This window comes from Yersinia aldovae 670-83 (assembly GCF_000834395.1).
GTDB classification, from domain to species: Bacteria; Pseudomonadota; Gammaproteobacteria; order Enterobacterales; family Enterobacteriaceae; genus Yersinia; species Yersinia aldovae.
The window spans coordinates 3,205,617-3,231,343 of record NZ_CP009781.1 but is presented as its reverse complement, the minus strand read 5'-3'; the positions used below and the strand labels follow the sequence as shown (position 1 = coordinate 3,231,343).

Genomic DNA, 25,727 nt, shown 5'->3' with positions numbered 1-25,727 from the left:
ATTTTGCACCAAGTTGTCTCTGATCTGTATTGCTAAATATCAGAAGAATGACACCAATGCCCAAGAAACTGCCTTAAATCAAGGTCACGGCGGAGCAGGTTAACTAGAATCGCCATTCGATAAGATTTTCATCGCTACCAATATCATCTTCGGATGGGGAACAATCATTGCCAGCGGTAACGTCAGCAAGGCGAACCGTTGACTCATTCAGGAAAATTCTATGGAGCTGCTTTGTCCTGCCGGCAACTTACCCGCATTAAAGGCCGCCATCGATAATGGTGCCGATGCGGTCTATATCGGCCTGAAAGATGATACTAACGCCCGCCATTTTGCCGGCCTTAATTTCACTGATAAAAAGTTGCAGGAAGCGGTCAATTACGTTCATAGCCGCAAACGTAAACTGCATATCGCCATTAACACCTTTGCCCACCCTGACGGCTACTCCCGCTGGCAGCGCGCGGTAGATATGGCGGCCCAACTGGGGGCGGATGCACTGATTTTGGCCGATTTAGCTATGTTAGAATATGCCGCAGAACGCTACCCGGAAGTTGAGCGCCATGTGTCGGTGCAAGCGTCTGCAACCAACGATGAAGCCATCCGCTTTTATCAACGCCACTTTGATGTCGCTCGAGTGGTATTGCCACGCGTGCTGTCAATGCATCAGGTAAAACAGTTATCACGCACCAGCCCGGTTCCGCTGGAAGTCTTTGCTTTTGGTAGCTTATGTATTATGGCTGAAGGCCGTTGCTATCTTTCCTCCTATTTGACCGGTGAATCCCCCAATACTGTCGGTGCCTGCTCTCCAGCGCGCTTTGTTCGCTGGCAGCAAACAAAGCAAGGGATGGAATCTCGCCTCAATGAAGTGCTGATCGACCGCTATGACGATAACGAAAACGCCGGTTATCCCACCTTATGCAAAGGGCGCTATCTGGTGGACGGCCAGCGTTATCACGCACTGGAGGAGCCAACCAGCCTGAATACCCTGGAGCTGCTACCGGAACTGTTTGCCGCCAATATTGCCTCGGTGAAAATTGAAGGCCGCCAACGCAGCCCGGCGTATGTCAGCCAGGTGGCTAAAGTCTGGCGACAGGCGATTGACCGCTATCTGGCTAATCCTGCGCAATTTAGCGCCAAAGCGGAATGGATGGAACAACTGGGCGCAATGTCCGAAGGCACCCAAACCACCCTGGGCGCTTATCATCGTAAGTGGCAGTAGCCGGAGGAAATATGAAATACGCCTTAGGCGCAGTGCTCTATTACTGGCCAAAAACCGATATTGAAGTTTTTTACCACGCTGCCGCCCACAGCAGCGCGGATATTATTTATCTCGGTGAAAATGTGTGTACCAAACGCCGTGAAATGAAGGTGGGTGATTGGTTAGCGCTTGCCAAAGAAGTCGCCGCCAGCGGTAAGCAGGTAGTAATCTCCACACTGGCTCTGCTACAAGCGCCGTCAGAATTAAATGAATTAAAGCGCTATGTGGAAAACGGTGAGTTCCTGCTGGAAGCCAACGATCTGGGTGCGGTGAACATGGCCGCCGAACGTGGCCTGCCGTTTGTCGCTGGCCATGCACTCAATTGCTATAACGCTTACACTCTGCGGATCTTGCATCGTCAGGGCATGATGCGTTGGTGTATGCCGGTTGAATTGTCTCGCGATTGGCTGGCGAATGTGCTGCAACAGTGTGAAGAGCTGGGGTTCCGCAATCAGTTTGAAGTCGAAGTATTGAGCTACGGCCACCTGCCGCTGGCTTATTCCGCCCGCTGCTTTACTGCACGCTCAGAAGATCGGGCCAAAGACGAATGTGAAACCTGTTGTATCAAATACCCACAAGGAAGACCGGTGCTGTCACAGGAAGACCAGCAAGTGTTTATCCTCAATGGCATACAAACTCAAAGTGGTTACTGCTATAACCTCGGTAATGACCTGATTTCGATGCAAGGTTTGGTCGATATCGTGCGCCTTTCCCCCCAAGGCCGCGAAACACTGGCGGTTATCGATCAATTTCGTTCCAATGAACAAGGGTTGAATCCACTCACCTTAACCGATAAAGCTGATTGCAACGGCTACTGGCGGCGTTTGGCTGGACTGGAATTGGTGTCATAAATGATGCAGGGGGTCACCGCCCCTAGCATCATTTATGCGGTAATATTGTTCGATAGATAACATCGGGCGCTTATTTGCTCATAAATGGGTGTCCCCGTTTTTAGATTCCATTCAGACTCATAGACGGGATAAGCTGTTTTGCTATTCCATCTGAAAAGATGGTGTTTAGACAGAAATCACTAGCACTTTCAACTTCCACCATAAATGCCATAATATTCCCCAAGTTTTCTATTTCAACATTGGATAAGAAATCCGCATCTACTATAATAGCATCCGTAGTGGCTACATATATCTCTCTCATATCTTTTAAACTAAAAGTATCATTTATTGTATTACGCCTCACATTATCTGTAACCGCATCATATTCAGATAACCTATCAGTATAATTCCACTCTAAAAAACCTTCAGCGTTAGAAATCAAAGTAAAGTTAGCTCTTGATGCGATATAAATACTTTGGAAATGTTTTATCTCTTTTAATAATGGAACGATATTTTCTTCTATTTTATTACAACCAGCTAAAAACTCACTGTTTGTTCCACTCCCAAACTCTGACTGATAACCATTTACCCACTTAACGATCATATATTTATTTATAAGAGGTTTGTCTCTGTCATATTGATTTATAGAAGTATCATTATCTAGCCAACGGCTAAATTTCGCTAATTCCTCTTTAAGATTAGCGAGTGAACGATTATACGTAATTTCTTGTAAATTAACATATAACTCCTTTTCAGCTACAACCTCCTCATCGTTTGTCATATCTCCCTTAGCTATATTTTTCTTATAGATGTTATACTTTTTTATATATCCTTCATCTCTCCGTGCTTCTAGCATCGCTGCTCTATTAATGATGATGTCTTTTTCGAATTTAGTTAAATTAGCTGATATTGGTTCTGGGTAAATTAAATCCATACGGTTTGGATCTATATAAAACCTATTCATATTCAACATGAGAATAGGTTGAACAAAAATATCCCTTGTAACTTTGTTATTATTCGGAGTGACTTCATCTATTTTACTCTCATAGCTGCCATTGAATTTAACTTCAGAACCCCTCATAACCACCTCCCTTTAATAAGTTAATACTCCCCTGAATGACACACCCAGCATGGACATCTGAAAATAGCACTGGGAACATAAACAACAATTAAGAAATAATTAAAATAAGAAACCCTAACAAAATTACATTAATTATAACTAAAAATAAGGTTGTATTTTATATATAAAAGGCCCGAGATAGCGACGCATTATAGTTTTGGTAACTTAGGTTCGAAGTTATATTGATAAAGCCGCACTTATTACCCCTTCACAAACCGGGATTTAGATTATGCTTTTATGCGTGATAGCCGCACATGGTATATGACGTCTTACGCGTGCATTAATGTGGCTAGACACCCTATGGGTTAAAAAATTAATGTTTTCGCCCTTCAAGCGACTCGACATAAGGTTAAGATGGACGATTCTATGACTGACACAAAAACCGTACCGCTATCAGTACTCGATTTATCACCGATAGCGCAAGGTAAAACACCGCGAGAGGCTTTCCACGCTTCGCTGGACTTGGCTCAACAGGCTGAAAAATGGGGATACCAGCGCTATTGGCTGGCTGAACACCATAATATGACCGGTATTGCCAGTGCGGCGACCTCCGTGTTAATTGGCTACATTGCTGGAGGTACTAGCACAATCCGCGTCGGCTCTGGTGGTGTCATGCTGCCAAACCATTCGCCATTAGTGATAGCAGAGCAGTTTGGCACCCTCGCTTCGCTCTATCCTGACCGCATCGACCTGGGCCTTGGCCGCGCGCCTGGCAGTGACCAGCGCACCATGATGGCACTTCGCCGCCATCTGTCCGGTGAAGTGGATAACTTCCCGTCTGATGTGCGCGAACTGCAAAACTACTTTGCCGAGGCACAGCCCGGCCAGGCGGTACAAGCGGTTCCGGGTCAGGGGTTATATGTTCCACTGTGGTTATTGGGTTCCAGCCTGTATAGCGCTCAACTCGCCGCCGCAATGGGCCTGCCTTTTGCTTTTGCATCTCATTTCGCACCAGACATGCTGTTACAGGCACTAAAACTCTATCGCGAGAACTTTAAGCCCTCCGCTCAATGTGCAAAACCGTATGCAATTGTGTGCGTGAATGTCGTCGCCACAGACAATGATAGTGATGCCCGCTTCCTGTTTACCTCAATGCAGCAGCAGTTTGTCAATCTGCGCCGTGGCACACCGGGTCAGTTACCGCCCCCGGTAGAAGATATGAATAATATCTGCTCACCCGCCGAGCAATTGGGTGTTGATCAAGCTCTGCGCCTGTCTATTATTGGAGATAAGAGCAAAGTACGGCACGGGCTTCAGGCATTATTACGCGAAACACAAGCCGATGAATTGATGATAAATGGCCAGATCTTTGATCATCAGGCGCGCTTATACTCATTTGAGATAGTTGCTAGCTTGCAACAAGACTTGAAACCGGTTGAGCACCTGTAAACTGCTCACCAATGAAATCGCAGACATAAAAAAACCAGCCCGAAGGCTGGTTTTTACGTTTAATCATCAAAGATGACTAAGCGTTATGCATCACCGAAACGACGGCGAGTTGGTGCAGCAGCAGCTGGCGCTGGCGCAGCGGCATCATCACGACGTGGTGCAGCAGCGCGCTGACCATCACGGTTGCCACGACGTTCGCCACCACCGGCAGGAGCACGGTCGCCGCCGAATGAACGACGAGGAGGAGCACCTGCGCCATCACGACGTTCACCACCTGCGGTACGAGGGCCACCACGGCGCTCACCACCGGCACCGCCAGCTGGACGCTCACGGCGTTCATGTGGCTGTGCATCACCCAACAACTGCATGTTCAGCGGCTTGTTCAGGATACGGGTACGGGTGAAGTGAGATAACATTTCGCCCGGCATACCTTTTGGCAGCTCAATAGTTGAATGCGAAGCAAACAGCTTGATGTTACCAATATAACGGCTGCTGATATCACCTTCGTTAGCGATAGCGCCAACGATATGACGAACTTCAACACCATCATCACGGCCCACTTCAATGCGGTACAGTTCCATCTCACCAACATCACGACGTTCGCGGCGTGCTGGGCGCTCGCCACCATCACGGCTATCAGCGCGAGGCTCACGACGGCTGTCACCACGGTCACGGTCACGACCACGATCGCTACCACGGTCATCACGAGAATTGAATTCACGCTGTGGGCGGCGCGGTGCTTCAGGTGGCAAGATCAGAGGACGTTCGCCCTGTGCCATTTTCAGCAGCGCAGCAGCCAGAGTTTCAATATCAAACCCGTCTTCTGGTTGCAGCTTAGCCAGCAATGCACGGTACATATCCAAATCACTGCTTTCTAACTGTTGGCCCACTTTTGCCGCAAATTTAGCTAAACGGCGTTCGCCCAGCAATTCTGCGTTTGGCAACTGAACTTCTGGAATCGTCAGCTTCATGGTGCGTTCAACGTTCTGCAACAGGCGACGTTCACGGTTCTCGACGAACAGTAACGCACGGCCAGCGCGACCCGCACGACCGGTACGGCCAATACGGTGAACATAAGACTCTGAATCCATAGGGATATCATAGTTCACTACCAGGCTGATACGTTCAACGTCCAACCCACGCGCAGCAACATCAGTTGCAATCAGAATGTCCAGACGGCCATCTTTCAGACGATCCAGTGTCTGCTCACGCAGTGCTTGATTCATATCGCCGTTCAATGCAGCACTGTTGTAGCCGCTACGTTCCAGGGCCTCTGCAACTTCCAGCGTGGCATTTTTAGTACGCACGAAGATAATAGCCGCATCGAAATCTTCAGATTCCAGGAAACGAACCAATGCTTCTTTCTTGTTATAGCCGCCACCCACGCGCCAGAAACTCTGGCTGATGTCAGGGCGGGTCGTCACGCTAGACTGAATGCGGACTTCCTGTGGCTCTTTCATAAAGCGACGGGTGATACGACGAATCGCTTCCGGCATGGTAGCAGAGAACAGCGCGGTCTGATGTTCAGCCGGGATCTGTGCCAGAATATTTTCGACATCTTCGATAAAGCCCATGCGCAGCATTTCATCTGCTTCATCCAACACCAAACCGCTCAGGTTGGACAGATTCAGAGTACCGCGTTTCAGGTGGTCTAACAGACGACCTGGGGTACCAACAACAACTTGTGGCCCCTGGCGCAAAGCGCGTAATTGAACGTCATAACGTTGGCCACCGTACAGGGCCACCACGTTAACGCCGCTCATGTGTTTTGAGAAGTCGGTCAGTGCCTGTGCAACCTGAATAGCCAACTCACGGGTCGGTGCCAACACCAGCACCTGTGGCGCTTTTAATGTTGGGTCAATATTGTGCAACAGCGGCAGACCAAACGCGGCTGTTTTACCACTGCCTGTCTGTGCCATACCGAGAACATCACGGCCATTCAACAGGTGTGGGATGCATTCCAACTGGATAGGAGATGGTTTTTCATAACCAAGATCAGTCAGAGCGGAAAGAATAGGAGCGGATAGCCCCAGATCAGCAAAAGAGGTTTCAAGCTCAGTAGTCATGTACACGTGCCTCATTAATAATGGCAGCCAGTCTACATAACTCGTCGAGAAAATTTTCAGTCATTTTCATTGAAAAGTGTGAACCGGCTCAAATTAGATTATAAAACGAACAAAAAGGCCATCACCTGTTAGGGTGATTAACTTTGGAAAAAACCAAGGTATATCAGGCTAATAGTTGTTCGTCAGCTATTGCTGGTCCGATTCCGATAGGTCGTCTTGTTCTTGGCCCAAAAGCGCCAATTCCAACAATGCATAGCGGTGCTCAACAAAATTATGAACGTTGTTAGCTACCGTCAGTTTGAACAGCGCCGAAGCGGTGTCCTTGTCCCCCAGACTTAGGTAATGTTTACCTAAATAGAAGTCAGTTTCACTGAGATGCTCAGCGAGCGAAGTGTTATCCGTTGCATCTACCTTGAGCCTTTCCATCAGCGTTTTTTCGCTGATCGTGCCCAGGTAGAATTCGACAATATTCCATCCCCATTGCCCTCTGTCCGATTTTTCATAGCGCTGTTGTAACGCTACTGCCGCTGTCTTGGGATCGATTTCTCTTTCCACCAGATACAGCCACAACGAACGGAAGGGATCATTTGGATCGTCTTGATAAAACGCCTGCAGATCATCCTGCGCCAACGGGAGTCGACCGCCATAATAGAGAGCGATACCCCGGTTTAAACGCGCGTAATTGTAAGTTGGATCAAGCTCTAGTACAGAATCAAACGCTTCATAGGCAGCATCAAAATTGCCTGCCTGCGTTAAATAAATGCCCAGATAGTTAAAAACTTCTGGCATATCAGGACGAATAGCTAACGCTTGCGAAAAATCATTTCGCGCTAGTGCCCGTAGCCCGAGGCTATCATACAGCACTCCGCGCTCATATAAAAGCTGTGCGCGCTCATCATCCGTAAGTGCCCGGCTTGCAAGGATTTGTTCCATGCGGGCCAGAATCACTTCCTGCTGCAACGTAGGTTGCAACGGGATTGCCAACACCTCGTCTTTACGCCAATCATGGTTGCTGCATCCTGCCAGCATGAGTGCTGTCACAACGTAACACCAGCGCAAGAAAGGCTTCATTTCCTACTCCCGAAGACAAACATTGGACAAACATCCTTTCATCCATTTGTTTAACACAAGGGCATCCTGCCCTCGAGATAACACGGCCCCTCACTAATGCGTAAGGGGCAATGGAATACTTATTACTCTGCTGCTTCTGGTGCCGGAGCTTCTGCGTCAGGAGTAGTGGCTTCTTTGATGCTCAGGCGGATACGGCCCTGGCGATCAACTTCCATTACTTTAACTTTCACTTCCTGGCCCATTTGCAGATAGTCTGTCACTTTCTCTACGCGCTTGTCAGCGATTTGAGAAATATGTACCAAACCTTCTTTACCGCCACCGATAGCAACGAATGCACCGAAATCAACGATACGGGTCACTTTACCATCATAGATACGGTTCACTTCGATTTCAGCAGTAATTTCTTCGATGCGGCGGATAGCGTGTTTCGCTTTGTCGCCGTCGGTTGCTGCAATCTTAATGGTGCCATCATCTTCAATTTCAATGGTAGTGCCAGTTTCATCAGTCAGCGCACGAATCACAGAACCACCTTTACCGATCACATCCTTGATTTTCTCAGGATTGATTTTCATGGTGTAGATACGGGGAGCAAACTCAGAGATATCGCCACGCGGTGTACTGATAGCCTGTTCCATAACACCCAGAATGTGCAAACGCGCACCCTTAGCCTGGTTCAGAGCCACCTGCATGATTTCGCGGGTGATACCTTCAATTTTAATGTCCATTTGCAGTGCGGTGATACCATCACGGCTACCAGCTACTTTAAAGTCCATGTCGCCTAAGTGATCTTCGTCACCCAGAATATCGGACAGAACAACAAAGTTGTCATCTTTTTTAACCAGACCCATTGCGATACCAGCAACAGCGGCTTTAATTGGTACACCCGCATCCATCAGGGCCAAAGAAGCACCACAAACAGAGGCCATTGAGGAAGAACCGTTAGACTCGGTGATTTCAGAAACCACACGAATGGTATAAGGGAACTCGCTCGGGCTTGGCATTACTGCCAACACACCGCGTTTCGCCAGACGGCCATGACCGATCTCACGACGCTTAGGTGAACCAACCATGCCGGTTTCACCAACACAATATGGAGGGAAATTATAGTGTAGCAGGAATGAGTCAGTACGCTCACCCATCAGTTCATCAATATTTTGCGCATCACGAGCCGTACCCAGTGTGGCGGTAACCAGCGCCTGAGTTTCGCCACGGGTGAACAGCGCAGAACCGTGGGTACGTGGCAAGACGCCAGTGCGCACGTCCAGACCACGGATCATGTCTTTTTCGCGGCCATCGATACGCGGCTCGCCACGCAATACACGGCTACGCACGACGTTTTTCTCAACATCGCCCAGAATGTCATGGATCTCACCAGCATTTAACGTTTCATCTTGTGCCAGTAGCACTGCGGTTACGTCAGCTTTAATCGCATCAACCTGAGTGTAACGTTCTTGCTTCTCAGTAATACGATACGCATCACCCAGACGAGCTTCTGCCAGCTCAGCCACGCGCGCATGAAGCGCTTCGTTAACAGGTTCAGCATGCCAATCCCACTTCGGTTTGCCCGCTTGAGCAACCAGAGCGTTGATATTTTCAATCACAATTTGCTGTTGTTCGTGACCGAAGACCACCGCGCCTAACATCTGATCTTCAGACAGAATCTGTGCTTCTGACTCAACCATCAATACTGCGGCAGCAGTACCGGCAACAACCAAGTCCAGACGGCTTTCTTTCAGCTCGTCGGTGGTTGGGTTCAGTACATACTGGTCGTTGATAAAACCAACACGAGCAGCACCGATTGGGCCGTTGAATGGAATACCTGACAGGCTCAGTGCAGCAGATGCGCCAATCAATGCCACGATATCCGGGTTAATTTGTGGGTTAACCGAAACCACAGTCGCAATCACCTGAACTTCATTCAGGAAGCTGTCTGGGAACAGTGGGCGAATCGGGCGGTCAATCAGACGTGAAGTCAGTGTTTCGCCTTCACTTGGGCGGCCTTCACGACGGAAGAAGCTGCCTGGGATGCGGCCAGCAGCGTAAGTACGCTCCTGATAGTTAACCGTCAGAGGGAAGAAGCTCTGGCCTGGTTTGGCTTTCTTTTGGCCAACAACAGTCACAAAAACTGCGGTGTCGTCCATGCTTACCATTACAGCGGCGGTTGCCTGACGAGCCATCATGCCGGTTTCAATGGTAACGGTATGTTGACCGTACTGGAATTTACGAATAATCGGAGTCAGCAAAATAGTATCCTTATACTATGCGGTGCCGGATCGTATTGACTCTCCATCCACCTGTTACTATTACCTTCACACTGCATCCTCGCGACTAATGACAATCCTTAACCCTCATGAGCTAAAGTCTCTCATTAGCCGCGCGAACCTCTGCACCGGAAGATCCTATTTTTAAAAAATATAGAACAGCAACAATATACTAACGTATTTTATCATTGCTGCTTAGAAAAAAGGGGCCAATTGGCCCCTTTTTCCTGAAACTCGCAGACTTAGCGACGCAGACCCAGACGCTCGATCAGGGTAGCATAACGCGCTACATCTTCACGCTTCAGGTAATCCAGCAGCTTACGACGCGTGGATACCATACGCAGCAGACCACGACGGCTATGGTGATCTTTTTTGTGCTCGGAGAAGTGACCTTGCAAATGGTTAATTTGAGCAGTCAACAGAGCAACCTGAACTTCGCTTGAACCGGTGTCATTTTCACCGCGACCGAAGTCAGCAACAATTTTAGCTTTCGCTTCAACACTTAGAGACATGATACAACTCCAAATATATAGATAAATTAAAACAGGCGCCGATCTCTAATTCAGCAACCCAATATGTAAGCCGCACTATTCTACTCTTTGAACTGCTGGATCGCAAGATAAGCGGTTTGGCCTTACGCGATGACCGAACTTTCTACATCCGCACTTTCCACAACCAGGCGTTTAGGTGCCACACGACCATCTTCAGCGATAGTACCAATACCAATGAATTTATGCTCTTCGCCTTCAGTGATACGAACCATACCTTCACCAGGCGCACCCGAAACATGCACCGGCTGGCCCTGTTTCACGTAAGCGGCAACCGCAGGTAACAGATTGACTTCAGGGAAGTTAAGCACAGCACTGTCCATCGGAAGTAACAGCAGATCCAGCTCTGGATTGGGCGAGCGCTCTTCTGCCTGTGCCGCTTCCACCATCGCCGTTAACTGCTCCAACGTCACCATACGCTCACTTGGATAAGTCGCCACTTGCAACCGGCGCAGATAACTCACATGTGCGCCGCAACCCAACAATTCACCCAAATCATCAACAATGGTGCGAATATAGGTGCCTTTGGAACAGTGGATTTCCAGCTCAAGGTCATTGCCTTCCCAGCGGATAAACAGCAGTTCGTACACCGTAATACTGCGGGCTTCACGCTCGACGTCAATCCCCTGACGGGCATATTCATACAGCGGCTTGCCTTGGTGCTTCAGTGCAGAATACATGGACGGCACTTGCTGGCTATGACCACGGAAACGGTCTAACGCGGCATCCATCTGGGTTTGAGTGACGTTAACCTCACGCTCACTGATTAACGCACCTTCAGCATCTGAAGTATCGGTACGTTGACCTAAGCGAGCAACCACGCGATAACGTTTATCGGAATCCAGCAAGAATTGGGAAAACTTGGTCGCTTCGCCCAAACAGATAGGTAACATACCGGTTGCCAATGGATCGAGCGCACCGGTATGACCTGCGCGGTTAGCGCTAAAGAGACGTTTTACTTTCTGCAAAACATCATTAGAGGAGAGGCCCAGCGGCTTATCCAATAACAGAACGCCGTTAATGTCACGGCCGCGACGACGTGGACGACCCATTACTTCTCCTCGTCGTTACCCGAATTAACCTGACGTTCTACATCACTTTTGATGACGTTAGTCACCAGGTTAGACATCCGCATCCCTTCAATCAGGGAGTTATCGTAGGCGAAGGTCAGTTCTGGCACGATACGCAGGCGCATCGCTTTGCCGAGCAAAGTACGGATATAACCGGAAGCATCTTGTAGCGCTTTAATGCCGTTTTTAACCGTATCCGGATCAGCATTGTCAGTTAATACGTTCAGGAAGGTCACAAAGACTTTAGCATAAGCCAGGTCACGGGAGAGTTCGATACCCGAAACGGTAGCCATGCCAACACGAGGGTCTTTGATTTCACGCTGTAAGATGAGTGCGATCTCTTTTTGCATTTCTTGCGAAACACGTTGAGAACGGCTGAATTCTTTTGCCATTTGGATTCTCCAGACAAATTGGGGGGCCAAGGCCCCCCAAATGGATATAAGCAGATCTGAGGCGATTAATCGATAGTACGTTTGATTTCGATAATTTCGAAGACTTCGATCACATCACCGGTACGGACGTCATTGTAGTTCTTAACGCCAATACCACATTCCATGCCATTACGAACTTCGTTAACGTCATCTTTGAAGCGGCGCAGGGATTCCAGCTCGCCTTCATAGATAACCACGTTGTCACGCAGCACACGGATTGGATTATTACGCTTAATCACACCTTCAGTAACCATACAACCTGCAATCGCACCAAATTTCGGTGATTTAAATACATCACGAACTTCAGCCAGACCGATGATTTGCTGTTTGTACTCTGGTGCCAGCATCCCACTCATCGCCTGTTTAACTTCGTCAATCAGGCTATAAATAACTGAGTAGTAACGCAGATCCAGGCCTTCACTTTCGACGACACGACGCGCTGAAGCATCAGCACGGACGTTAAAGCCAAGGATGATTGCGCCAGATGCCGCCGCCAGTGTTGCGTCAGTTTCGGTGATACCACCAACGCCTGAGCCAACAATGCGCACTTTCACTTCATCGGTAGACAGTTTTTCCAGTGAATCACAGATAGCTTCACAAGAACCCTGTACGTCAGATTTAATAACGATGTTCAGTTCAGAAACTTCACCTTCGGTCATGTTAGCAAACATGTTTTCCAGCTTGGATTTCTGCTGACGAGCCAGCTTAACTTCACGGAATTTGCCCTGACGATACAGTGCAACTTCACGGGCTTTCTTCTCGTCACGAACAACGGTCACTTCATCACCGGCCGCAGGAACACTGGACAAGCCCAGAATCTCAACCGGAATAGACGGACCTGCAGACGTGATATCACGGCCCAGTTCGTCACGCATCGCACGTACACGGCCATACTCGAAGCCACACAGCACGATATCGCCTTTGTTCAGCGTACCTTGTTGAACCAGCACGGTAGCAACAGGGCCACGGCCTTTGTCCAGGAAGGATTCGATAACCACACCGCTTGCCATGCCAGTACGAACCGCTTTCAGCTCCAGAACTTCAGCTTGCAGCAAGATTGCGTTCAGCAATTCGTCAATACCGATGCCCGCTTTCGCAGACACGCTGATGAACTGAGACTCGCCGCCCCACTCTTCTGGCTGGACGCCGTACTGAGACAGCTCGGTTTTAACGCGGTCTGGATCAGCTTCTGGCTTATCGATTTTATTCACTGCAACCACAACCGGTACTTTAGCCGCTTTAGCATGTTGAATAGCTTCGATAGTTTGTGGCATCACACCATCGTCGGCTGCAACAACCAGCACCACGATATCCGTTGCCTGAGCACCACGGGCACGCATTGAAGTAAACGCGGCGTGTCCTGGGGTATCCAGGAAGGTGATCATGCCGTTTTCAGTTTCAACGTGATAAGCACCGATGTGCTGTGTAATACCACCGGCTTCACCTGACGCCACTTTCGTGGAGCGGATGTAATCCAGCAGAGAGGTTTTACCGTGGTCAACGTGACCCATGATGGTCACAACCGGAGCGCGATGCTCGGCTGCGGCTTCAGCGCCAGTATCACGGTCGCTCATCAAAGCTTCTTCCAGTTCGTTTTCACGACGCAGGATGACTTTGTGGCCCATCTCTTCAGCAACCATCTGAGCGGTTTCTTGATCGATAACCTGGTTGATCGTTGCCATTGCACCCAGCTTCATCATCGCTTTGATGACCTGAGAGCCTTTAACTGCCATTTTGTTGGCCAGTTCAGCAACTGTCACCGTCTCACCAATCACGACATCACGGTTAACCGCGACAACAGGCTTGTTAAAGCTCTGCTGCAATGTGCTTGGTTTACGTTTGCCTTTACGGCCAACAGCACGCGCTTCTTCGCGATCAGCTTTAGACTCAGAGAGTTTATTGCCTTTCTTCTGTTTAGTCGCTTTGCCACCACGAGTACGGCTGCGGCGATCGCCTTCAACTTTGGCGTCGTTTTCATCTTCCGCGGCGCGCGCATGTTGTGAGGTAGTTACATGGTAATCGGCAGATTCAGTCTGTTCAGTCACAGGTTCTGGCCATTTACCTTCGTTTTCGGCTGCCATTTTACGGGCTTCCTCAGCAACGCGTTTAGCGTCTTCCTCGACCTTACGGCGTGTTTCTTCTTCTACTGAGCGTTTCAGCTCGGCAGCTTCCGCTTCACGGCGTGCTTTATCAGTCTGAGCTGGTTTGGTTTTTTCGTCGGTTTGTTGATTCGTCACTTTTTCTTTTTCCGCTGCTTGGCGTTTAGCTTTTTCAGCGGCCTCACGTTTGGCTTGTTCTTCGGCCGCACGTTTAGCTTTTTCTTCAGCGATTTTCTGCGCTGCTGCTTCCGCTTCACGTTGTGCCTGCTCTTCCGCTTCACGCTGTGCCTGCTCTTCCGCTTTCGCTTGTTCAGCTTCCGGCGTATTTACATAAGTGCGTTTCTTGCGGACCTCGATTTGCACCGATTTACTTTTTCCGCCGGTGCTCGGAATATTCAAGGTGCTACGCGTTTTGCGTTGCAACGTGAGTTTATTAGGCGCACTACCGTGTTCACGGTTTAAGTGCGCCAGCAATGTTTCTTTTTCTTGCTGGGTAACTGAGTCTACTTCAGACTTCTTGATCCCTGCATCAGCAAATTGCTGTACCAGGCGATCAACTGGGGTCTGAATCTCAGCTGCCAGCGATTTTACGGTTACATCTGTCATGCTGTTCCTTCCTGCTACAGTTTATTACGCGTTATCGCCAAACCAACAGATATTACGTGCAGCCATAATCAGCTCGCCGGCTTGCTCATCGCTAAGCTCTTCAATATCTGCCAGATCGTCGATACCCTGCTCGGCAAGATCTTCCAGCGTACACACACCGCGCGCAGCCAATTTAAATGCCATGCTACGTTCCAGACCGGCCAGATTCAGCAGATCGTCAGCGGGTTTTTGGTCGCCAAGACTTTCTTCTTGTGCCAGGGCCAGCGTGGTCAATGCAGCTTTGGCGCGGTCACGCAGCGCTTCAACCGTATCTTCGTCAAGACCATCGATTTCCAGAAGTTCTTTCATTGGCACGTAAGCCAATTCTTCCAGAGAAGAGAAACCTTCCTCTACCAACGTGGTGGCAAAGTCCTCATCGATATCAAGATATTTGGTGAAGGTATCAATAGCGGCATGAGCCTCGGCCTGATGTTTCGCCTGAAGATCGTCCGCCGTCATTACGTTCAACTCCCAGCCACTCAGCTGTGCAGCTAAACGTACGTTTTGGCCGTTACGGCCAATTGCCTGTGCCAGATTACTGGCTTCAACGGCAACATCCATCGTGTGTCTGTCTTCATCAACCACAATAGACGCAACATCAGCTGGTGCCATAGCGTTAATAACAAACTGGGCCGGATTATCATCCCACAATACAATATCAATGCGCTCGCCGCCAAGCTCGCTGGAAACAGCCTGAACACGGGCACCACGCATCCCAACGCAAGCACCGACCGGATCGATACGTTTGTCATTGGTTTTGACCGCAATTTTAGCACGCGAGCCAGGATCACGGGCAGCGGCTTTAATTTCGATCAATTCTTCGCCAATTTCTGGCACTTCAATGCGGAACAGTTCGATCAGCATCTCAGGGCGTGAACGGCTAACAAATAACTGCGCACCGCGCGCTTCTGGACGCACATCATACAGAACGCCACGGATACGGTCGCCTGGACGGAAGTTTTCACGCGGCAGCATGTCTTCACGACCAATAACAGCTTCAGCATTATTACCCAGATCCAGCGCAATACTGTCACGGTTAACTTTTTTAACTATACCGGTAACAATTTCGCCCAGATACTGACGGAACTGCTCAACCACCATAGCACGTTCGGCTTCACGTACTTTCTGTACGATAACCTGTTTAGCCGTTTGGGTGGTGATACGGTCAAAAGTGACAGATTCAATCTGGTCTTCGACATAATCACCCAACTGAAGCGTGGGATCTTCATATTGAGCCGCATCCAACGTAATTTCACGCGTTGGCATCGTGACTTCATCAACAGCAACCCAACGGCGGAACGTATCAAAATCACCGGTTTTGCGGTCGATGCTGACGCGAACTTCAATTTCTTGTTCGTATTTTTTCTTAGTCGCTGTCGCTAGAGCGGTTTCCAACGCTTCAAAAATCTTCTCGCGCGGAAGGGATTTCTCATTGGAAACTGCTTCTACAACAGCCAGAATCTCTTTGTTCATCCTAGTTGCCTCATCCAAACTTTAAAAGTGGGGTACCAGGTTCGCTTTCTGGATGTTGCTCAGCGCGAACACTTCATCTTTTCCATCCACAGTAACCGTGATCATTTCACCATCAACGGCTTTAATAATACCCTGCCATTTACGGCGGTTCTGCATTGCCATACGCAAAACCAGAGTGACATTTTCACCGAGGTAACGAGTATAGTGTTCAGCGGTGAACATTGGGCGATCAAGGCCTGGAGAGGAAACTTCTAAGTTGTAAGCGACCGTAATGGGATCTTCAACGTCCAATACAGCGCTGACCTGGTGGCTGACATCAGCACAAGCATCAACAGTGATCCCATCGTCACTATCAATATAGATTCGTAGCGTCGATTGGCGCCCCCGGATGAACTCGATGCCGACTAATTCGTAGCCTAAGGCCTCAACCGGTGCTGAAATTATCTCTGTTAACTTTTGTTCTAATGTGGACAAGCCCACCCCCAAGACATAAAAAAAGGGCCTAATAGCCCAGTGATTCTGCTGTCAAATAACAAAAAACCCCGAAATTCGGGGCTTTATGCAACTGGACCCTGTTTGCCGCAAAGCGGCTTCGGTACAACTTTCTGACAAGTATTTTTTTCAAATTGAAATCGAAAGTATCTGAGGTCTACCGAATACAACATTTGAAAAACAACACTTTAGGAAAGTGGTTGCGGGGGCCGGATTTGAACCGACGACCTTCGGGTTATGAGCCCGACGAGCTACCAGGCTGCTCCACCCCGCGTCCGAAAACGTGGCAAATATTACGTCGATAACGATAAAAAAGCAAGTTATCTGTCTGATTTGGTACCGAGGACGGGACTTGAACCCGTAAGCCCAATCGGGCACTACCACCTCAAGGTAGCGTGTCTACCAATTCCACCACCCCGGCACTGATTCAACTGGTTGTTTTTACTGTCCAAGTCGTCACAACCATTTTAAAACTCTTTTTCTATCTTTTTTACTGCGACTGCTGTCAAAACATTACTGCGGGATATCGCTACTCGGTTTAGCCGGAGCTACCGGTGCTGTAGTCTGCTCAGATTGCGCAGGCTGACCCAAGTTTTCCCACTCGCTGCCTTTATGGCCCTGGTTGGTGCTCATATTACCCAAAATCAAGCTAATGACGAAAAATAGCGTCGCCAATACAGCCGTCATGCGGGTCATAAAGTTACCGGAACCATTCGAACCGAACAGAGTTGCAGATGCACCTGCTCCGAATGAGGCTCCCATATCCGCGCCTTTGCCTTGCTGTAACATGATCAGAGCAACTAGCCCAATCGAAATCAGCAAGAAAATCACCAGAAGAGCTTCGTACATAGTTGTACCTGTATCCTTGCGGGTTCACCGCGTGCTAAATGCTTCTCACCCATCAGCGGGGACTTATTCACCCACTTAAGCGGGTGTGAATACTAACCAAAGCGCATAGTACACGCAAGGGCAATTTCATTACATGGGTTTAATTGCAGAAAAAATCGTCAAGTTATTCAACTTCAGCGCAATTTCGTGGGGAAGAGACGCGCTATTCCCCCATTTAAAATCAATTAAGCTGATTTAAACTTAATTAACCTGCCGCTTTGACTGCATCGGCAATCCGATTTGCCATTTCTGCAATCAGTGACTCTTCAGCGTCACCCTCAACCATCACTCGGATTAATGGCTCAGTACCCGATTTACGTAACAGAACACGACCACGACCGGCCAAATCAACTTCGACCTGCTTAGTGACGGCCACGACGTCTTCAGACTCAAGTGGATTGTGGTTACCAGAGAAACGCACATTGACCAGGATCTGTGGCAGCAATTTCATGCCGCTGCACAGGTCATGCAAGCTCATATCATTACGCACCATCGCCGTCAGCACCTGCAAACCAGCCACAATGCCATCACCGGTGGTCGTTTTATCCAACAAAATTACATGGCCGGAGTTTTCTGCCCCAATACGCCAGCCTTTTTCCTGCATTTTTTCCAGCACATAGCGGTCACCCACTTTGGCTCGTTCGAAAGGAATTCCGAGCTGTTTTAACGCCAACTCCAACCCCATATTGCTCATCAGAGTCCCGACAGCACCACCTTTTAGCTGACCTTGGCGTAAGCCTTCACGGGCAATGATATACAAAATCTGGTCGCCATCGACCTTGTTACCGACGTGATCGACCATCATCAGCCGATCGCCATCGCCATCAAATGCCAAACCAACATGTGCCCCTTCTGCAATAACGCGCTGTTGCAGCAAACGGACATCTGTGGCACCGCACTCTTCGTTAATATTCATGCCATCTGGCTCACAACCGATAGTAATCACGGTAGCACCCAGTTCACGCAATACGCTTGGCGCGATGTGATAAGTGGCACCGTTGGCACAATCGACCACAATTTTCAGCGCATTTAGGCTGAGTTCGCTCGGGAATGTCCCTTTACAGAACTCAATGTAGCGGCCTGCAGCATCTACGATACGGTTGGCTTTACCCAGTTCGGCAGATTCCACGCAGGTTAGTGGTTTCTCCATTTCGGCTTCAATCGCCTCCTCTACATCATCTGGCAGTTTGGTGCCATCAATTGAGAAGAATTTAATACCGTTATCATAGAAGGGGTTATGAGAGGCAGAAATGACGATACCGGCCTCAGCACGGAAGGTTCGCGTCAAATACGCCACCGCTGGCGTTGGCATCGGGCCAGTAAATGATGCAGATAACCCAGCAGCAGCAAGGCCAGCTTCCAATGCAGATTCCAGCATGTAGCCAGAAATACGTGTATCTTTGCCAATAATAATTTTACGAGAACCATGTCGAGCCAGAACCTTACCGGCGGCCCAGCCGAGCTTCAATACAAAATCAGGCGTAATCGGACTTTCACCCACTTTACCGCGAATGCCATCTGTACCAAAGTATTTACGGTTACTCATAATTTATCTTTATTCCTTCGCTAAAAGTGTTGCCTCAACGATTCGCATCGCCTCGACAGTTTCTTTGACATCATGCACTCTGACAATCTGTGCCCCTTGCATCGCTGCAATTACAGCACATGCGACACTCCCTGTAACCCGCTGTTGTGGCGGCACATGTAGTATCTGGCCTACCATCGTCTTTCTCGACATGCCGACCAACAGTGGCAACTCAAAATGGTGGAGTTCTGCCAGACGTGCCAATAACTGGTAATTATGCGCCAGATTCTTACCGAAACCGAAGCCTGGGTCGAGTAACAATTTACTTTTTGCGATACCGGCCGCAACGCAGCGTTCAATATGATGCTGGAAGAACTGATTGATGTCTGCCATTAAGTCATCGTAATGAGGGGACTGCTGCATACTTTGGGGCTGCCCCTGCATATGCATCAGGCACACTGGCAGGCCGGTATTAGCGGCAGCCTCAAGTGCTCCTGGCTGCTGCAATGCGCGGATATCATTGATTATATGGGCTCCTGCTTGAGCTGATTCGGTAATCACTGTGGCTTTAGAGGTATCCACAGAGAGCCAGACATCAAAACGTTTGGCCAGTGCTTCAACCACCGGAACAACCCGATCAAGCTCTTCTTGCTCACTGACTTGTGCAGCACCTGGGCGGGTAGATTCACCGCCAATATCAATCAGCGTAGCACCTGCTGATAGCATCAGTTCGGCATGTTGTAGTGCTTTATCAAGATTATTGTGATGCCCACCATCGGAAAATGAATCAGGGGTAACATTCAGAATCCCCATAACTTGCGGGTAAGAAAGATCCAAAATCCGATCTCTGGCAGTTAACTGCATGTAATCGCACCTTAAAAGTGGCAATTCACTTCAATTTTATATCTTAGAAAAAGAAAAACCCCAGGCAAGCCCGAGGTTTATATTAATCACAACGCTTTATACTCGGTATACTTCAAGCTGCATGTGCGTTAGCTGCTCTCGTTACTCGGCCCGCCTATGGGTCTCGCCTCGTTGAGGCCACTGCAAGCAGCGTTCAAATCTGCTCCCAGCAGATTTGTCACCCGAATCATTGACTGGCGTCAACTCATCGGGATTCATTCACTTGCCGCCTTCCTGCAACTCGAATTATTTAGAGTATAGATGCCAACAGTAGACTTACTTATCGCCCAACTGTTCTGACATGGTATTAGAGTTACCTGGCGTTGGTGTATTAGGCTCATCAACCGGAGTTGGTGCCTTTGGCGTACTGTCGTTGTCAGATGCTTTGGTTTTAGTCGCATCATCCCAACCCGCTGGCGGGCGGACTTCTTTGCGATTCATCAAGTCATCAATCTGCGGCGCATCGATAGTTTCATACTTCATCAACGCGTCTTTCATGGTATGCAGCACATCCAGATTTTCCATCAGCAATTTACGAGCACGCTGATAGTTACGCTCGACAAGCAGCTTAACTTCCTGGTCGATAATACGCGCGGTTTCATCGGACATATGCTTGGCTTTAGCCACTGAACGCCCCAGGAAAACTTCGCCCTCTTCTTCAGCGTACAGCAACGGCCCCAGCTTCTCGGAGAAGCCCCACTGTGTCACCATGTTACGCGCAATAGACGTAGCAACCTTGATATCATTCGATGCACCGGTAGAAACTTTTTCCGGGCCGTAAATGATCTCTTCGGCAAGACGACCACCGTATAAGGTAGAGATCTGGCTTTCCAGTTTCTGACGGCTGGCACTGATAGCATCACCTTCCGGCAGGAAGAATGTCACACCCAATGCGCGACCACGAGGAATAATGGTCACTTTATGTACTGGGTCATGCTCAGGAACCAAGCGACCGATGATCGCATGACCTGCTTCATGGTATGCCGTAGATTCTTTCTGCGCTTCTGTCATTACCATGGAGCGACGTTCCGCACCCATCATAATTTTGTCTTTCGCTTTCTCGAACTCAGCCATTGAAACGACGCGCTTGTTGCCACGGGCAGCAAACAGTGCGGCTTCGTTGACCAGGTTAGCCAGGTCAGCACCTGAGAAACCAGGCGTGCCACGCGCGATAACAGAAGCATCAATGTCAGTATCTAATGGCACGCGACGCATGTGGACTTTCAGAATCTGTTCACGCCCACGCACATCAGGCAAGCCAACCACGACCTGACGGTCAAAACGGCCTGGACGCAGTAACGCTGGGTCAAGCACGTCTGGACGGTTAGTTGCTGCGATAACGATGATGCCTTCATTACCCTCAAAGCCATCCATCTCAACCAGCATCTGGTTCAGTGTTTGCTCACGTTCGTCATGACCACCGCCCAAACCAGCACCACGTTGACGGCCTACCGCATCGATTTCATCGATAAAGATGATACAAGGTGCGGCTTTCTTGGCTTGTTCAAACATGTCACGGACACGGGATGCACCCACACCAACAAACATTTCTACAAAGTCAGAACCAGAAATAGTGAAGAAAGGCACTTTGGCTTCACCTGCAATGGCTTTCGCCAGCAAGGTTTTACCTGTCCCCGGAGGCCCGACCATCAACACGCCTTTCGGAATTTTACCGCCCAATTTCTGGAAGCGGCTTGGCTCACGCAGATAGTCAACCAATTCACTGACTTCTTCTTTTGCTTCGTCGCAACCTGCCACATCAGCAAAAGAGGTTTTAATCTGATCTTCTGTCAGCATTCGGGCTTTGCTTTTACCAAAGGACATTGCCCCTTTGCCACCGCCGCCCTGCATTTGACGCATAAAGAAGATCCAGACCCCAATCAACAACAGCATTGGGAACCAGGAAATAAAGATAGACGCCAGCAAGCTCGGCTCTTCCGGTGGCTCGCCAACAACTTTCACATTTTTAGTCAATAAGACATCTAACAGCTTTGGATCGTTGACCGGAATGAAGGTCGTGTATTTGCTGTTATCTTTTTTACTGACGTTAATTTCACGTCCATTGATACGTGCTTCACGAACCTGATCTTGGGTTACGTCGGACATGAAAGTAGAGTAATCCACCTTACGGCCATTCGATTCGCTGGGACCAAAGCTCTGGAATACAGACATCAATACGACTGCAATAACTAACCAGAGAATTAGGTTTTTCGCCATGTCACTCAAGGGATTAACCTCATATTACAACTGTGTTAACAAACAGCGTTAGGGTACTACAGTTTCCGCCCTGTCGCTACAATGTACACTTCACGCGATCGCGCACGAGAAGCGTCTGGCTTACGAATCTTAACTTTCGTAAACAGGGAGCGAATTTCCCGTAGGTATTCATCAAAGCCATCTCCCTGGAACACCTTCACCAGGAAACTTCCGCCTGGTGCAAGTACATCACGACACATTTCCAAAGCTAATTCAACCAGATACATTGATTTAGGTATATCGACTGCCGGAGTACCACTCATATTCGGGGCCATATCACACATGACCACCTGAACTTTTTTATCCCCAACACGTTCAAGTAAAGCTTTCAGAACCAGTTCATCACGAAAATCGCCCTGAAGGAAATCGACACCAACGATAGGATCCATTGGTAGAAGATCACATGCGATGACCCGCCCTTTACCGCCAATCTGGGTTACAGCATATTGGGACCAACCTCCGGGTGCAGCGCCTAAGTCGACTACTGTCATACCGGGTTTGAAAAGTTTATCGTTCTGTTGTATTTCATCAAGTTTAAACCAGGCACGGGAGCGTAGCCCCTTTTTCTGCGCCTGAATGACATATTTATCGCTAAAGTGTTCTTGTAGCCAGCGACTGGAACTGGCCGAACGCTTTTTATTAGACATCTCTTTTTCCAACTATCTTAATTAAGAGCCCGCGCATCTATTGCTTAGCTCGCGTAAACTCCCTCTCGGCGTAGACCGATTTGGTGATACACATGAGATGGCGGTAGAATGAACCGTTTTCAATCCCAACTTAAGCAAAAAAGACGATGAATCTGAATAACAAACAAAAACAACACCTCAAAAGCCTGGCCCATCCGTTAAAACCAGTAGTGATGCTGGGCAATAACGGGTTAACCGAAGGGGTGCTGGCTGAAATCGAACAAACGCTTGAACATCATGAGCTTATCAAGGTTAAGGTCACGGCTGAAGAGCGTGAAACCAAGGCCCTAATTGCTGATGCTATCGTGCGTGAGACCGGTGCCGTTAACGTCCAAATCATCGGTAATATATTAGTGCTCTACCGTCCGGCAAAAGAGCGCAAGATTATTTTACCGCGTTAATGACGTATGTTTTAGAGAAAAGGTGCCATGCACTTTGTTCTGATAAAAGGCCGCACGCGGCCTTTTACTTTTCTTTACAACTTTATTTCTTATAAACAACCTGTTTTTACGGCTTAGGCGAGCCAGTATTACACATAATCTACGTTAAGAATTTCATATTCCACTTCGCCGCCTGGGGTACGAATAACGACCACGTCATCGACTTCTTTACCAATCAGGCCACGAGCAATAGGTGAGTTAACTGAAATAAGATTTTTTTTAAAATCAGCCTCATCGTCACCTACAATTCGGTAATGCTGTTCCTCTTCTGAATCCACATTTAGCACCCGTACAGTGCAACCAAAGATCACACGGCCATTGTTTGGCATTTTGGTGATATCAATCACTTGTGCATTAGAAAGTTTAGCTTCTATTTCCTGGATTCGCCCCTCACAGAACCCTTGCTGTTCACGGGCTGCGTGATATTCCGCATTTTCTTTCAAGTCGCCATGTTCACGGGCAGTAGCGATATCAGCAATAATTTTAGGGCGACGAACGCCTTTTAAAAAATCCAGTTCTTCACGCAGTTTCTCTGCGCCATTTACCGTCATCGGAATCTGTTTCATCTTTTAAATACCTCTAAATCTATCCTGTTCAAAAAACCGTCATCCTAACGTTTTCGAATGAAAATGCGGTTAGCCTGATACCCTACCCGCCTCCAGGCGATAAACAAAAAAAACCACCCCGGAGCCAAAACCCCAAGTCAGGATCAATTCTGCATTTTGATATGCATTTTAACGTAGAGTTCCTTTAGGGTCATCGTTTACTTTCGCCCTCGTTGCACCGTAGTATGGCAACACATTATCCAGCAGTTATACCGAAATTATGCATTTTTCACGAATTGTCAGCGGATTGGCTTGCACTATTGCGATCAATATCAGTATTTCGAGTGCCAATGCAGCTCAGGTCGAAAATTACACACAGTATCTGCCTGATGGGGCAAATCTTGCATTGGTGGTACAAAAAATCGGCGCAACCACGCCTGCAATAGATTATCACGCCCAGCAGATGGCACTACCCGCCAGTACACAAAAAGTCCTGACAGCATTAGCCGCATTATTACAGCTTGGCCCAGATTTTCGCTTCAATACTACGCTGGAGAGCCACGACTCGATCAGCGATGGTGTGCTGCGCGGCAATTTAATTGCACGTTTTGATGGCGATCCCACTTTAACACGCCAACAGTTGCGTAATATGGTGGCAACGTTAAGAAAAGCTGGTGTCAGGCAGATTGCAGGGGATTTGATTATCGACACCTCAGTGTTTGCCAGCCATGACAAAGCCCCCGGCTGGCCGTGGAACGATATGACGCAATGTTTCAGCGCACCACCTGCCGCTGCAATTGTTGATCGTAACTGCTTTTCTGTCTCTCTTTACAGCGCACCCACTCCGGGGGAGATGGCATTTATCCGAGTCGCATCCTATTACCCGGTGCAAATGTTCAGTGAAGTGCGCACATTGGCTAAAGGTTCGCCGGATGCGCAATATTGCGAATTGGATGTGGTGCCCGGTGAATTGAACCGCTTTACGCTGACCGGTTGCCTGACACAGCGCAGTGAGCCGTTGCCATTAGCCTTTGCGGTGCAAAATGGGGCCAGTTATGCCGGTGCTATTTTGAAAGATGAATTGAAAAAGGCTGACATCCAAATTGATGGCAGTTTACGCCGTCAGACGACACCCAATGCCGCTGGAACTGTGTTAGCTCAAGCACAATCAGCCCCCCTGCACGATTTACTCAAAATCATGCTGAAAAAGTCTGACAACATGATTGCTGACACCGTATTTAGAACTATTGGTCATCAGCGGTTTGGTGTGCCGGGTACCTGGCGCTCAGGGGCAGATGCGGTGCGCCAAGTCTTGCGCCAAAAAGCAGGTGTCGATCTCGGTAACAGTATTGTCGTGGATGGTTCGGGATTATCGCGCCATAATTTGATATCGCCAGCCACCATGATGCAGGCTTTGCAATATATTGCTCAACACGATCAGGAACTTAACTTTATCTCAATGCTGCCATTATCAGGTTATGATGGGACATTGCGTTATCGTGGTGGCCTGCATGAAGCGGGGGTTGACGGCAAAGTTTCAGCTAAAACCGGCGCATTGCAAGGGGTGTACAACCTGGCCGGATTTATTACTACCGCCAGTGGCCAACGTATGGCATTCGTGCAGTTCTTATCCGGTTACGCCGTGCCACCTGAAGATCAAAAGAATCGTCGCGCACCGTTGGTTCGCTTCGAAAGTCGCCTGTATAAAGACATCTATCAGAACAACTAAAAACG

Annotated in this window: 22 protein-coding genes and 2 tRNA genes; 5 read left to right on the top strand and 19 right to left on the bottom strand. The window is 48.7% G+C overall.

Annotated elements, in window-relative coordinates:
• Positions 1 to 220: 220 nt before the first annotated feature.
• Both ubiU and AT01_RS14670 read left to right on the top strand, forming a co-directional pair.
• Positions 221 to 1,216, top strand: coding sequence for a ubiquinone anaerobic biosynthesis protein UbiU (gene ubiU, locus AT01_RS14675; RefSeq protein WP_004704654.1), 996 nt, complete (start codon positions 221 to 223; stop codon positions 1,214 to 1,216).
• 11 nt (positions 1,217 to 1,227) lie between these two features.
• Positions 1,228 to 2,106 (top strand): U32 family peptidase, encoded by an 879-nt coding sequence (locus AT01_RS14670; protein ID WP_042547643.1) that lies wholly within the window; start codon positions 1,228 to 1,230, stop codon positions 2,104 to 2,106.
• 100 nt (positions 2,107 to 2,206) lie between these two features.
• On the opposite strand, the gene AT01_RS14665 is transcribed toward AT01_RS14670, so the two are convergent.
• On the bottom strand, positions 2,207 to 3,166 hold the full coding sequence (locus AT01_RS14665) for a hypothetical protein (protein ID WP_042547642.1): 960 nt from the start codon (positions 3,164 to 3,166) through the stop codon (positions 2,207 to 2,209).
• A gap of 405 nt (positions 3,167 to 3,571) precedes the next feature.
• Here AT01_RS14665 and AT01_RS14660 point away from each other — a divergent pair, with 405 nt between their 5' ends.
• Positions 3,572 to 4,594, top strand: a complete 1,023-nt coding sequence (locus tag AT01_RS14660) for a luciferase-like monooxygenase (protein ID WP_042547641.1) — start codon at positions 3,572 to 3,574, stop codon at positions 4,592 to 4,594.
• An 83-nt stretch (positions 4,595 to 4,677) separates the two neighbouring features.
• On the opposite strand, the gene AT01_RS14655 is transcribed toward AT01_RS14660, so the two are convergent.
• From AT01_RS14655 to rlmE, 17 genes are all read right to left on the bottom strand, one after another.
• Positions 4,678 to 6,660 carry a DEAD/DEAH family ATP-dependent RNA helicase gene (locus AT01_RS14655; RefSeq protein ID WP_042547640.1) on the bottom strand — a complete coding sequence of 661 codons (1,983 nt, stop codon included), beginning with the start codon at positions 6,658 to 6,660 and terminating at the stop codon, positions 4,678 to 4,680.
• Entirely contained in the window at positions 6,650 to 6,724 is a 75-nt protein-coding gene (yrbN, locus tag AT01_RS22610; RefSeq protein WP_223499600.1) for a protein YrbN, read from the bottom strand. The genes AT01_RS14655 and yrbN overlap by 11 nt, the downstream gene beginning before the upstream one ends.
• A gap of 122 nt (positions 6,725 to 6,846) precedes the next feature.
• Positions 6,847 to 7,731, bottom strand: a complete 885-nt coding sequence (nlpI, locus tag AT01_RS14650; protein ID WP_042547639.1) for a lipoprotein NlpI — start codon at positions 7,729 to 7,731, stop codon at positions 6,847 to 6,849.
• 122 nt (positions 7,732 to 7,853) lie between these two features.
• Entirely contained in the window at positions 7,854 to 9,974 is a 2,121-nt protein-coding gene (gene pnp / locus AT01_RS14645; protein ID WP_004704660.1) for a polyribonucleotide nucleotidyltransferase, read from the bottom strand.
• A 260-nt stretch (positions 9,975 to 10,234) separates the two neighbouring features.
• Positions 10,235 to 10,504: a 30S ribosomal protein S15 gene (rpsO, locus tag AT01_RS14640; RefSeq protein WP_004704661.1), complete on the bottom strand. Its 270-nt coding sequence runs from the start codon at positions 10,502 to 10,504 to the stop codon at positions 10,235 to 10,237.
• Positions 10,505 to 10,626: 122 nt separating this feature from the next.
• A complete protein-coding gene (truB, locus tag AT01_RS14635) occupies positions 10,627 to 11,592 on the bottom strand; it encodes a tRNA pseudouridine(55) synthase TruB (RefSeq protein ID WP_042547638.1) in 966 nt (321 codons plus the stop codon).
• Positions 11,592 to 12,002 carry a 30S ribosome-binding factor RbfA gene (gene rbfA / locus AT01_RS14630; protein WP_042547637.1) on the bottom strand — a complete coding sequence of 137 codons (411 nt, stop codon included), beginning with the start codon at positions 12,000 to 12,002 and terminating at the stop codon, positions 11,592 to 11,594. Before rbfA ends, truB begins: the two co-directional genes overlap by 1 nt.
• A 65-nt stretch (positions 12,003 to 12,067) precedes the next feature.
• Complete coding sequence (gene infB / locus AT01_RS14625) at positions 12,068 to 14,746, bottom strand: translation initiation factor IF-2 (RefSeq protein WP_042547636.1); 2,679 nt, start codon at positions 14,744 to 14,746, stop codon at positions 12,068 to 12,070.
• Between the two features lie 24 nt (positions 14,747 to 14,770).
• A complete protein-coding gene (gene nusA / locus AT01_RS14620) occupies positions 14,771 to 16,258 on the bottom strand; it encodes a transcription termination factor NusA (RefSeq protein WP_042547635.1) in 1,488 nt (495 codons plus the stop codon).
• 21 nt (positions 16,259 to 16,279) lie between these two features.
• Positions 16,280 to 16,732 (bottom strand): ribosome maturation factor RimP, encoded by a 453-nt coding sequence (gene rimP / locus AT01_RS14615; RefSeq protein WP_042547634.1) that lies wholly within the window; start codon positions 16,730 to 16,732, stop codon positions 16,280 to 16,282.
• Between the two features lie 215 nt (positions 16,733 to 16,947).
• Positions 16,948 to 17,024, bottom strand: a tRNA-Met gene (locus tag AT01_RS14610).
• A 60-nt stretch (positions 17,025 to 17,084) separates the two neighbouring features.
• Positions 17,085 to 17,171, bottom strand: a tRNA-Leu gene (locus AT01_RS14605).
• Between the two features lie 92 nt (positions 17,172 to 17,263).
• The gene (gene secG / locus AT01_RS14600) at positions 17,264 to 17,599 is read right to left on the bottom strand and encodes a preprotein translocase subunit SecG (protein ID WP_042547633.1); all 336 of its coding nucleotides are present in this window, start codon (positions 17,597 to 17,599) and stop codon (positions 17,264 to 17,266) included.
• Positions 17,600 to 17,843: 244 nt separating this feature from the next.
• On the bottom strand, positions 17,844 to 19,184 hold the full coding sequence (gene glmM / locus AT01_RS14595) for a phosphoglucosamine mutase (protein WP_042547632.1): 1,341 nt from the start codon (positions 19,182 to 19,184) through the stop codon (positions 17,844 to 17,846).
• Positions 19,185 to 19,193: 9 nt separating this feature from the next.
• Complete coding sequence (folP, locus tag AT01_RS14590) at positions 19,194 to 20,027, bottom strand: dihydropteroate synthase (protein ID WP_042547631.1); 834 nt, start codon at positions 20,025 to 20,027, stop codon at positions 19,194 to 19,196.
• 315 nt (positions 20,028 to 20,342) lie between these two features.
• A complete protein-coding gene (gene ftsH / locus AT01_RS14585) occupies positions 20,343 to 22,283 on the bottom strand; it encodes an ATP-dependent zinc metalloprotease FtsH (protein ID WP_004699911.1) in 1,941 nt (646 codons plus the stop codon).
• Positions 22,284 to 22,339: 56 nt separating this feature from the next.
• Positions 22,340 to 22,969, bottom strand: coding sequence for a 23S rRNA (uridine(2552)-2'-O)-methyltransferase RlmE (gene rlmE / locus AT01_RS14580; protein ID WP_004699910.1), 630 nt, complete (start codon positions 22,967 to 22,969; stop codon positions 22,340 to 22,342).
• A gap of 146 nt (positions 22,970 to 23,115) precedes the next feature.
• Between rlmE and yhbY the strand changes: the two genes are divergently transcribed.
• Positions 23,116 to 23,409 (top strand): ribosome assembly RNA-binding protein YhbY, encoded by a 294-nt coding sequence (gene yhbY, locus AT01_RS14575; protein WP_042547630.1) that lies wholly within the window; start codon positions 23,116 to 23,118, stop codon positions 23,407 to 23,409.
• A gap of 128 nt (positions 23,410 to 23,537) precedes the next feature.
• Here yhbY and greA read toward each other — a convergent pair whose 3' ends face one another.
• Entirely contained in the window at positions 23,538 to 24,014 is a 477-nt protein-coding gene (gene greA, locus AT01_RS14570; protein ID WP_004699909.1) for a transcription elongation factor GreA, read from the bottom strand.
• 259 nt (positions 24,015 to 24,273) lie between these two features.
• Here greA and dacB point away from each other — a divergent pair, with 259 nt between their 5' ends.
• On the top strand, positions 24,274 to 25,722 hold the full coding sequence (dacB, locus tag AT01_RS14565) for a serine-type D-Ala-D-Ala carboxypeptidase (RefSeq protein WP_004699906.1): 1,449 nt from the start codon (positions 24,274 to 24,276) through the stop codon (positions 25,720 to 25,722).
• The last annotated feature ends 5 nt before the right edge of the window (positions 25,723 to 25,727 follow it).

What these genes read in the sequence shown, in the direction of transcription:
- yhbY (WP_042547630.1), top strand. Translation starts at nt 23,116, where the DNA reads ATGAATCTGAATAACAAACAAAAACAACACCTCAAAAGCCTGGCCCAT.
- truB (WP_042547638.1), bottom strand. Translation starts at nt 11,592, where the DNA reads ATGGGTCGTCCACGTCGTCGCGGCCGTGACATTAACGGCGTTCTGTTA.
- rlmE (WP_004699910.1), bottom strand. Translation starts at nt 22,969, where the DNA reads ATGTCTAATAAAAAGCGTTCGGCCAGTTCCAGTCGCTGGCTACAAGAA.
- infB (WP_042547636.1), bottom strand. Translation starts at nt 14,746, where the DNA reads ATGACAGATGTAACCGTAAAATCGCTGGCAGCTGAGATTCAGACCCCA.
- rpsO (WP_004704661.1), bottom strand. Translation starts at nt 10,504, where the DNA reads ATGTCTCTAAGTGTTGAAGCGAAAGCTAAAATTGTTGCTGACTTCGGT.
- AT01_RS14670 (WP_042547643.1), top strand. Translation starts at nt 1,228, where the DNA reads ATGAAATACGCCTTAGGCGCAGTGCTCTATTACTGGCCAAAAACCGAT.
- greA (WP_004699909.1), bottom strand. Translation starts at nt 24,014, where the DNA reads ATGAAACAGATTCCGATGACGGTAAATGGCGCAGAGAAACTGCGTGAA.
- secG (WP_042547633.1), bottom strand. Translation starts at nt 17,599, where the DNA reads ATGTACGAAGCTCTTCTGGTGATTTTCTTGCTGATTTCGATTGGGCTA.
- ubiU (WP_004704654.1), top strand. Translation starts at nt 221, where the DNA reads ATGGAGCTGCTTTGTCCTGCCGGCAACTTACCCGCATTAAAGGCCGCC.
- AT01_RS14660 (WP_042547641.1), top strand. Translation starts at nt 3,572, where the DNA reads ATGACTGACACAAAAACCGTACCGCTATCAGTACTCGATTTATCACCG.
- folP (WP_042547631.1), bottom strand. Translation starts at nt 20,027, where the DNA reads ATGCAGTTAACTGCCAGAGATCGGATTTTGGATCTTTCTTACCCGCAA.
- AT01_RS14665 (WP_042547642.1), bottom strand. Translation starts at nt 3,166, where the DNA reads ATGAGGGGTTCTGAAGTTAAATTCAATGGCAGCTATGAGAGTAAAATA.
- dacB (WP_004699906.1), top strand. Translation starts at nt 24,274, where the DNA reads ATGCATTTTTCACGAATTGTCAGCGGATTGGCTTGCACTATTGCGATC.
- nusA (WP_042547635.1), bottom strand. Translation starts at nt 16,258, where the DNA reads ATGAACAAAGAGATTCTGGCTGTTGTAGAAGCAGTTTCCAATGAGAAA.
- nlpI (WP_042547639.1), bottom strand. Translation starts at nt 7,731, where the DNA reads ATGAAGCCTTTCTTGCGCTGGTGTTACGTTGTGACAGCACTCATGCTG.
- AT01_RS14655 (WP_042547640.1), bottom strand. Translation starts at nt 6,660, where the DNA reads ATGACTACTGAGCTTGAAACCTCTTTTGCTGATCTGGGGCTATCCGCT.
- ftsH (WP_004699911.1), bottom strand. Translation starts at nt 22,283, where the DNA reads ATGGCGAAAAACCTAATTCTCTGGTTAGTTATTGCAGTCGTATTGATG.
- rbfA (WP_042547637.1), bottom strand. Translation starts at nt 12,002, where the DNA reads ATGGCAAAAGAATTCAGCCGTTCTCAACGTGTTTCGCAAGAAATGCAA.
- glmM (WP_042547632.1), bottom strand. Translation starts at nt 19,184, where the DNA reads ATGAGTAACCGTAAATACTTTGGTACAGATGGCATTCGCGGTAAAGTG.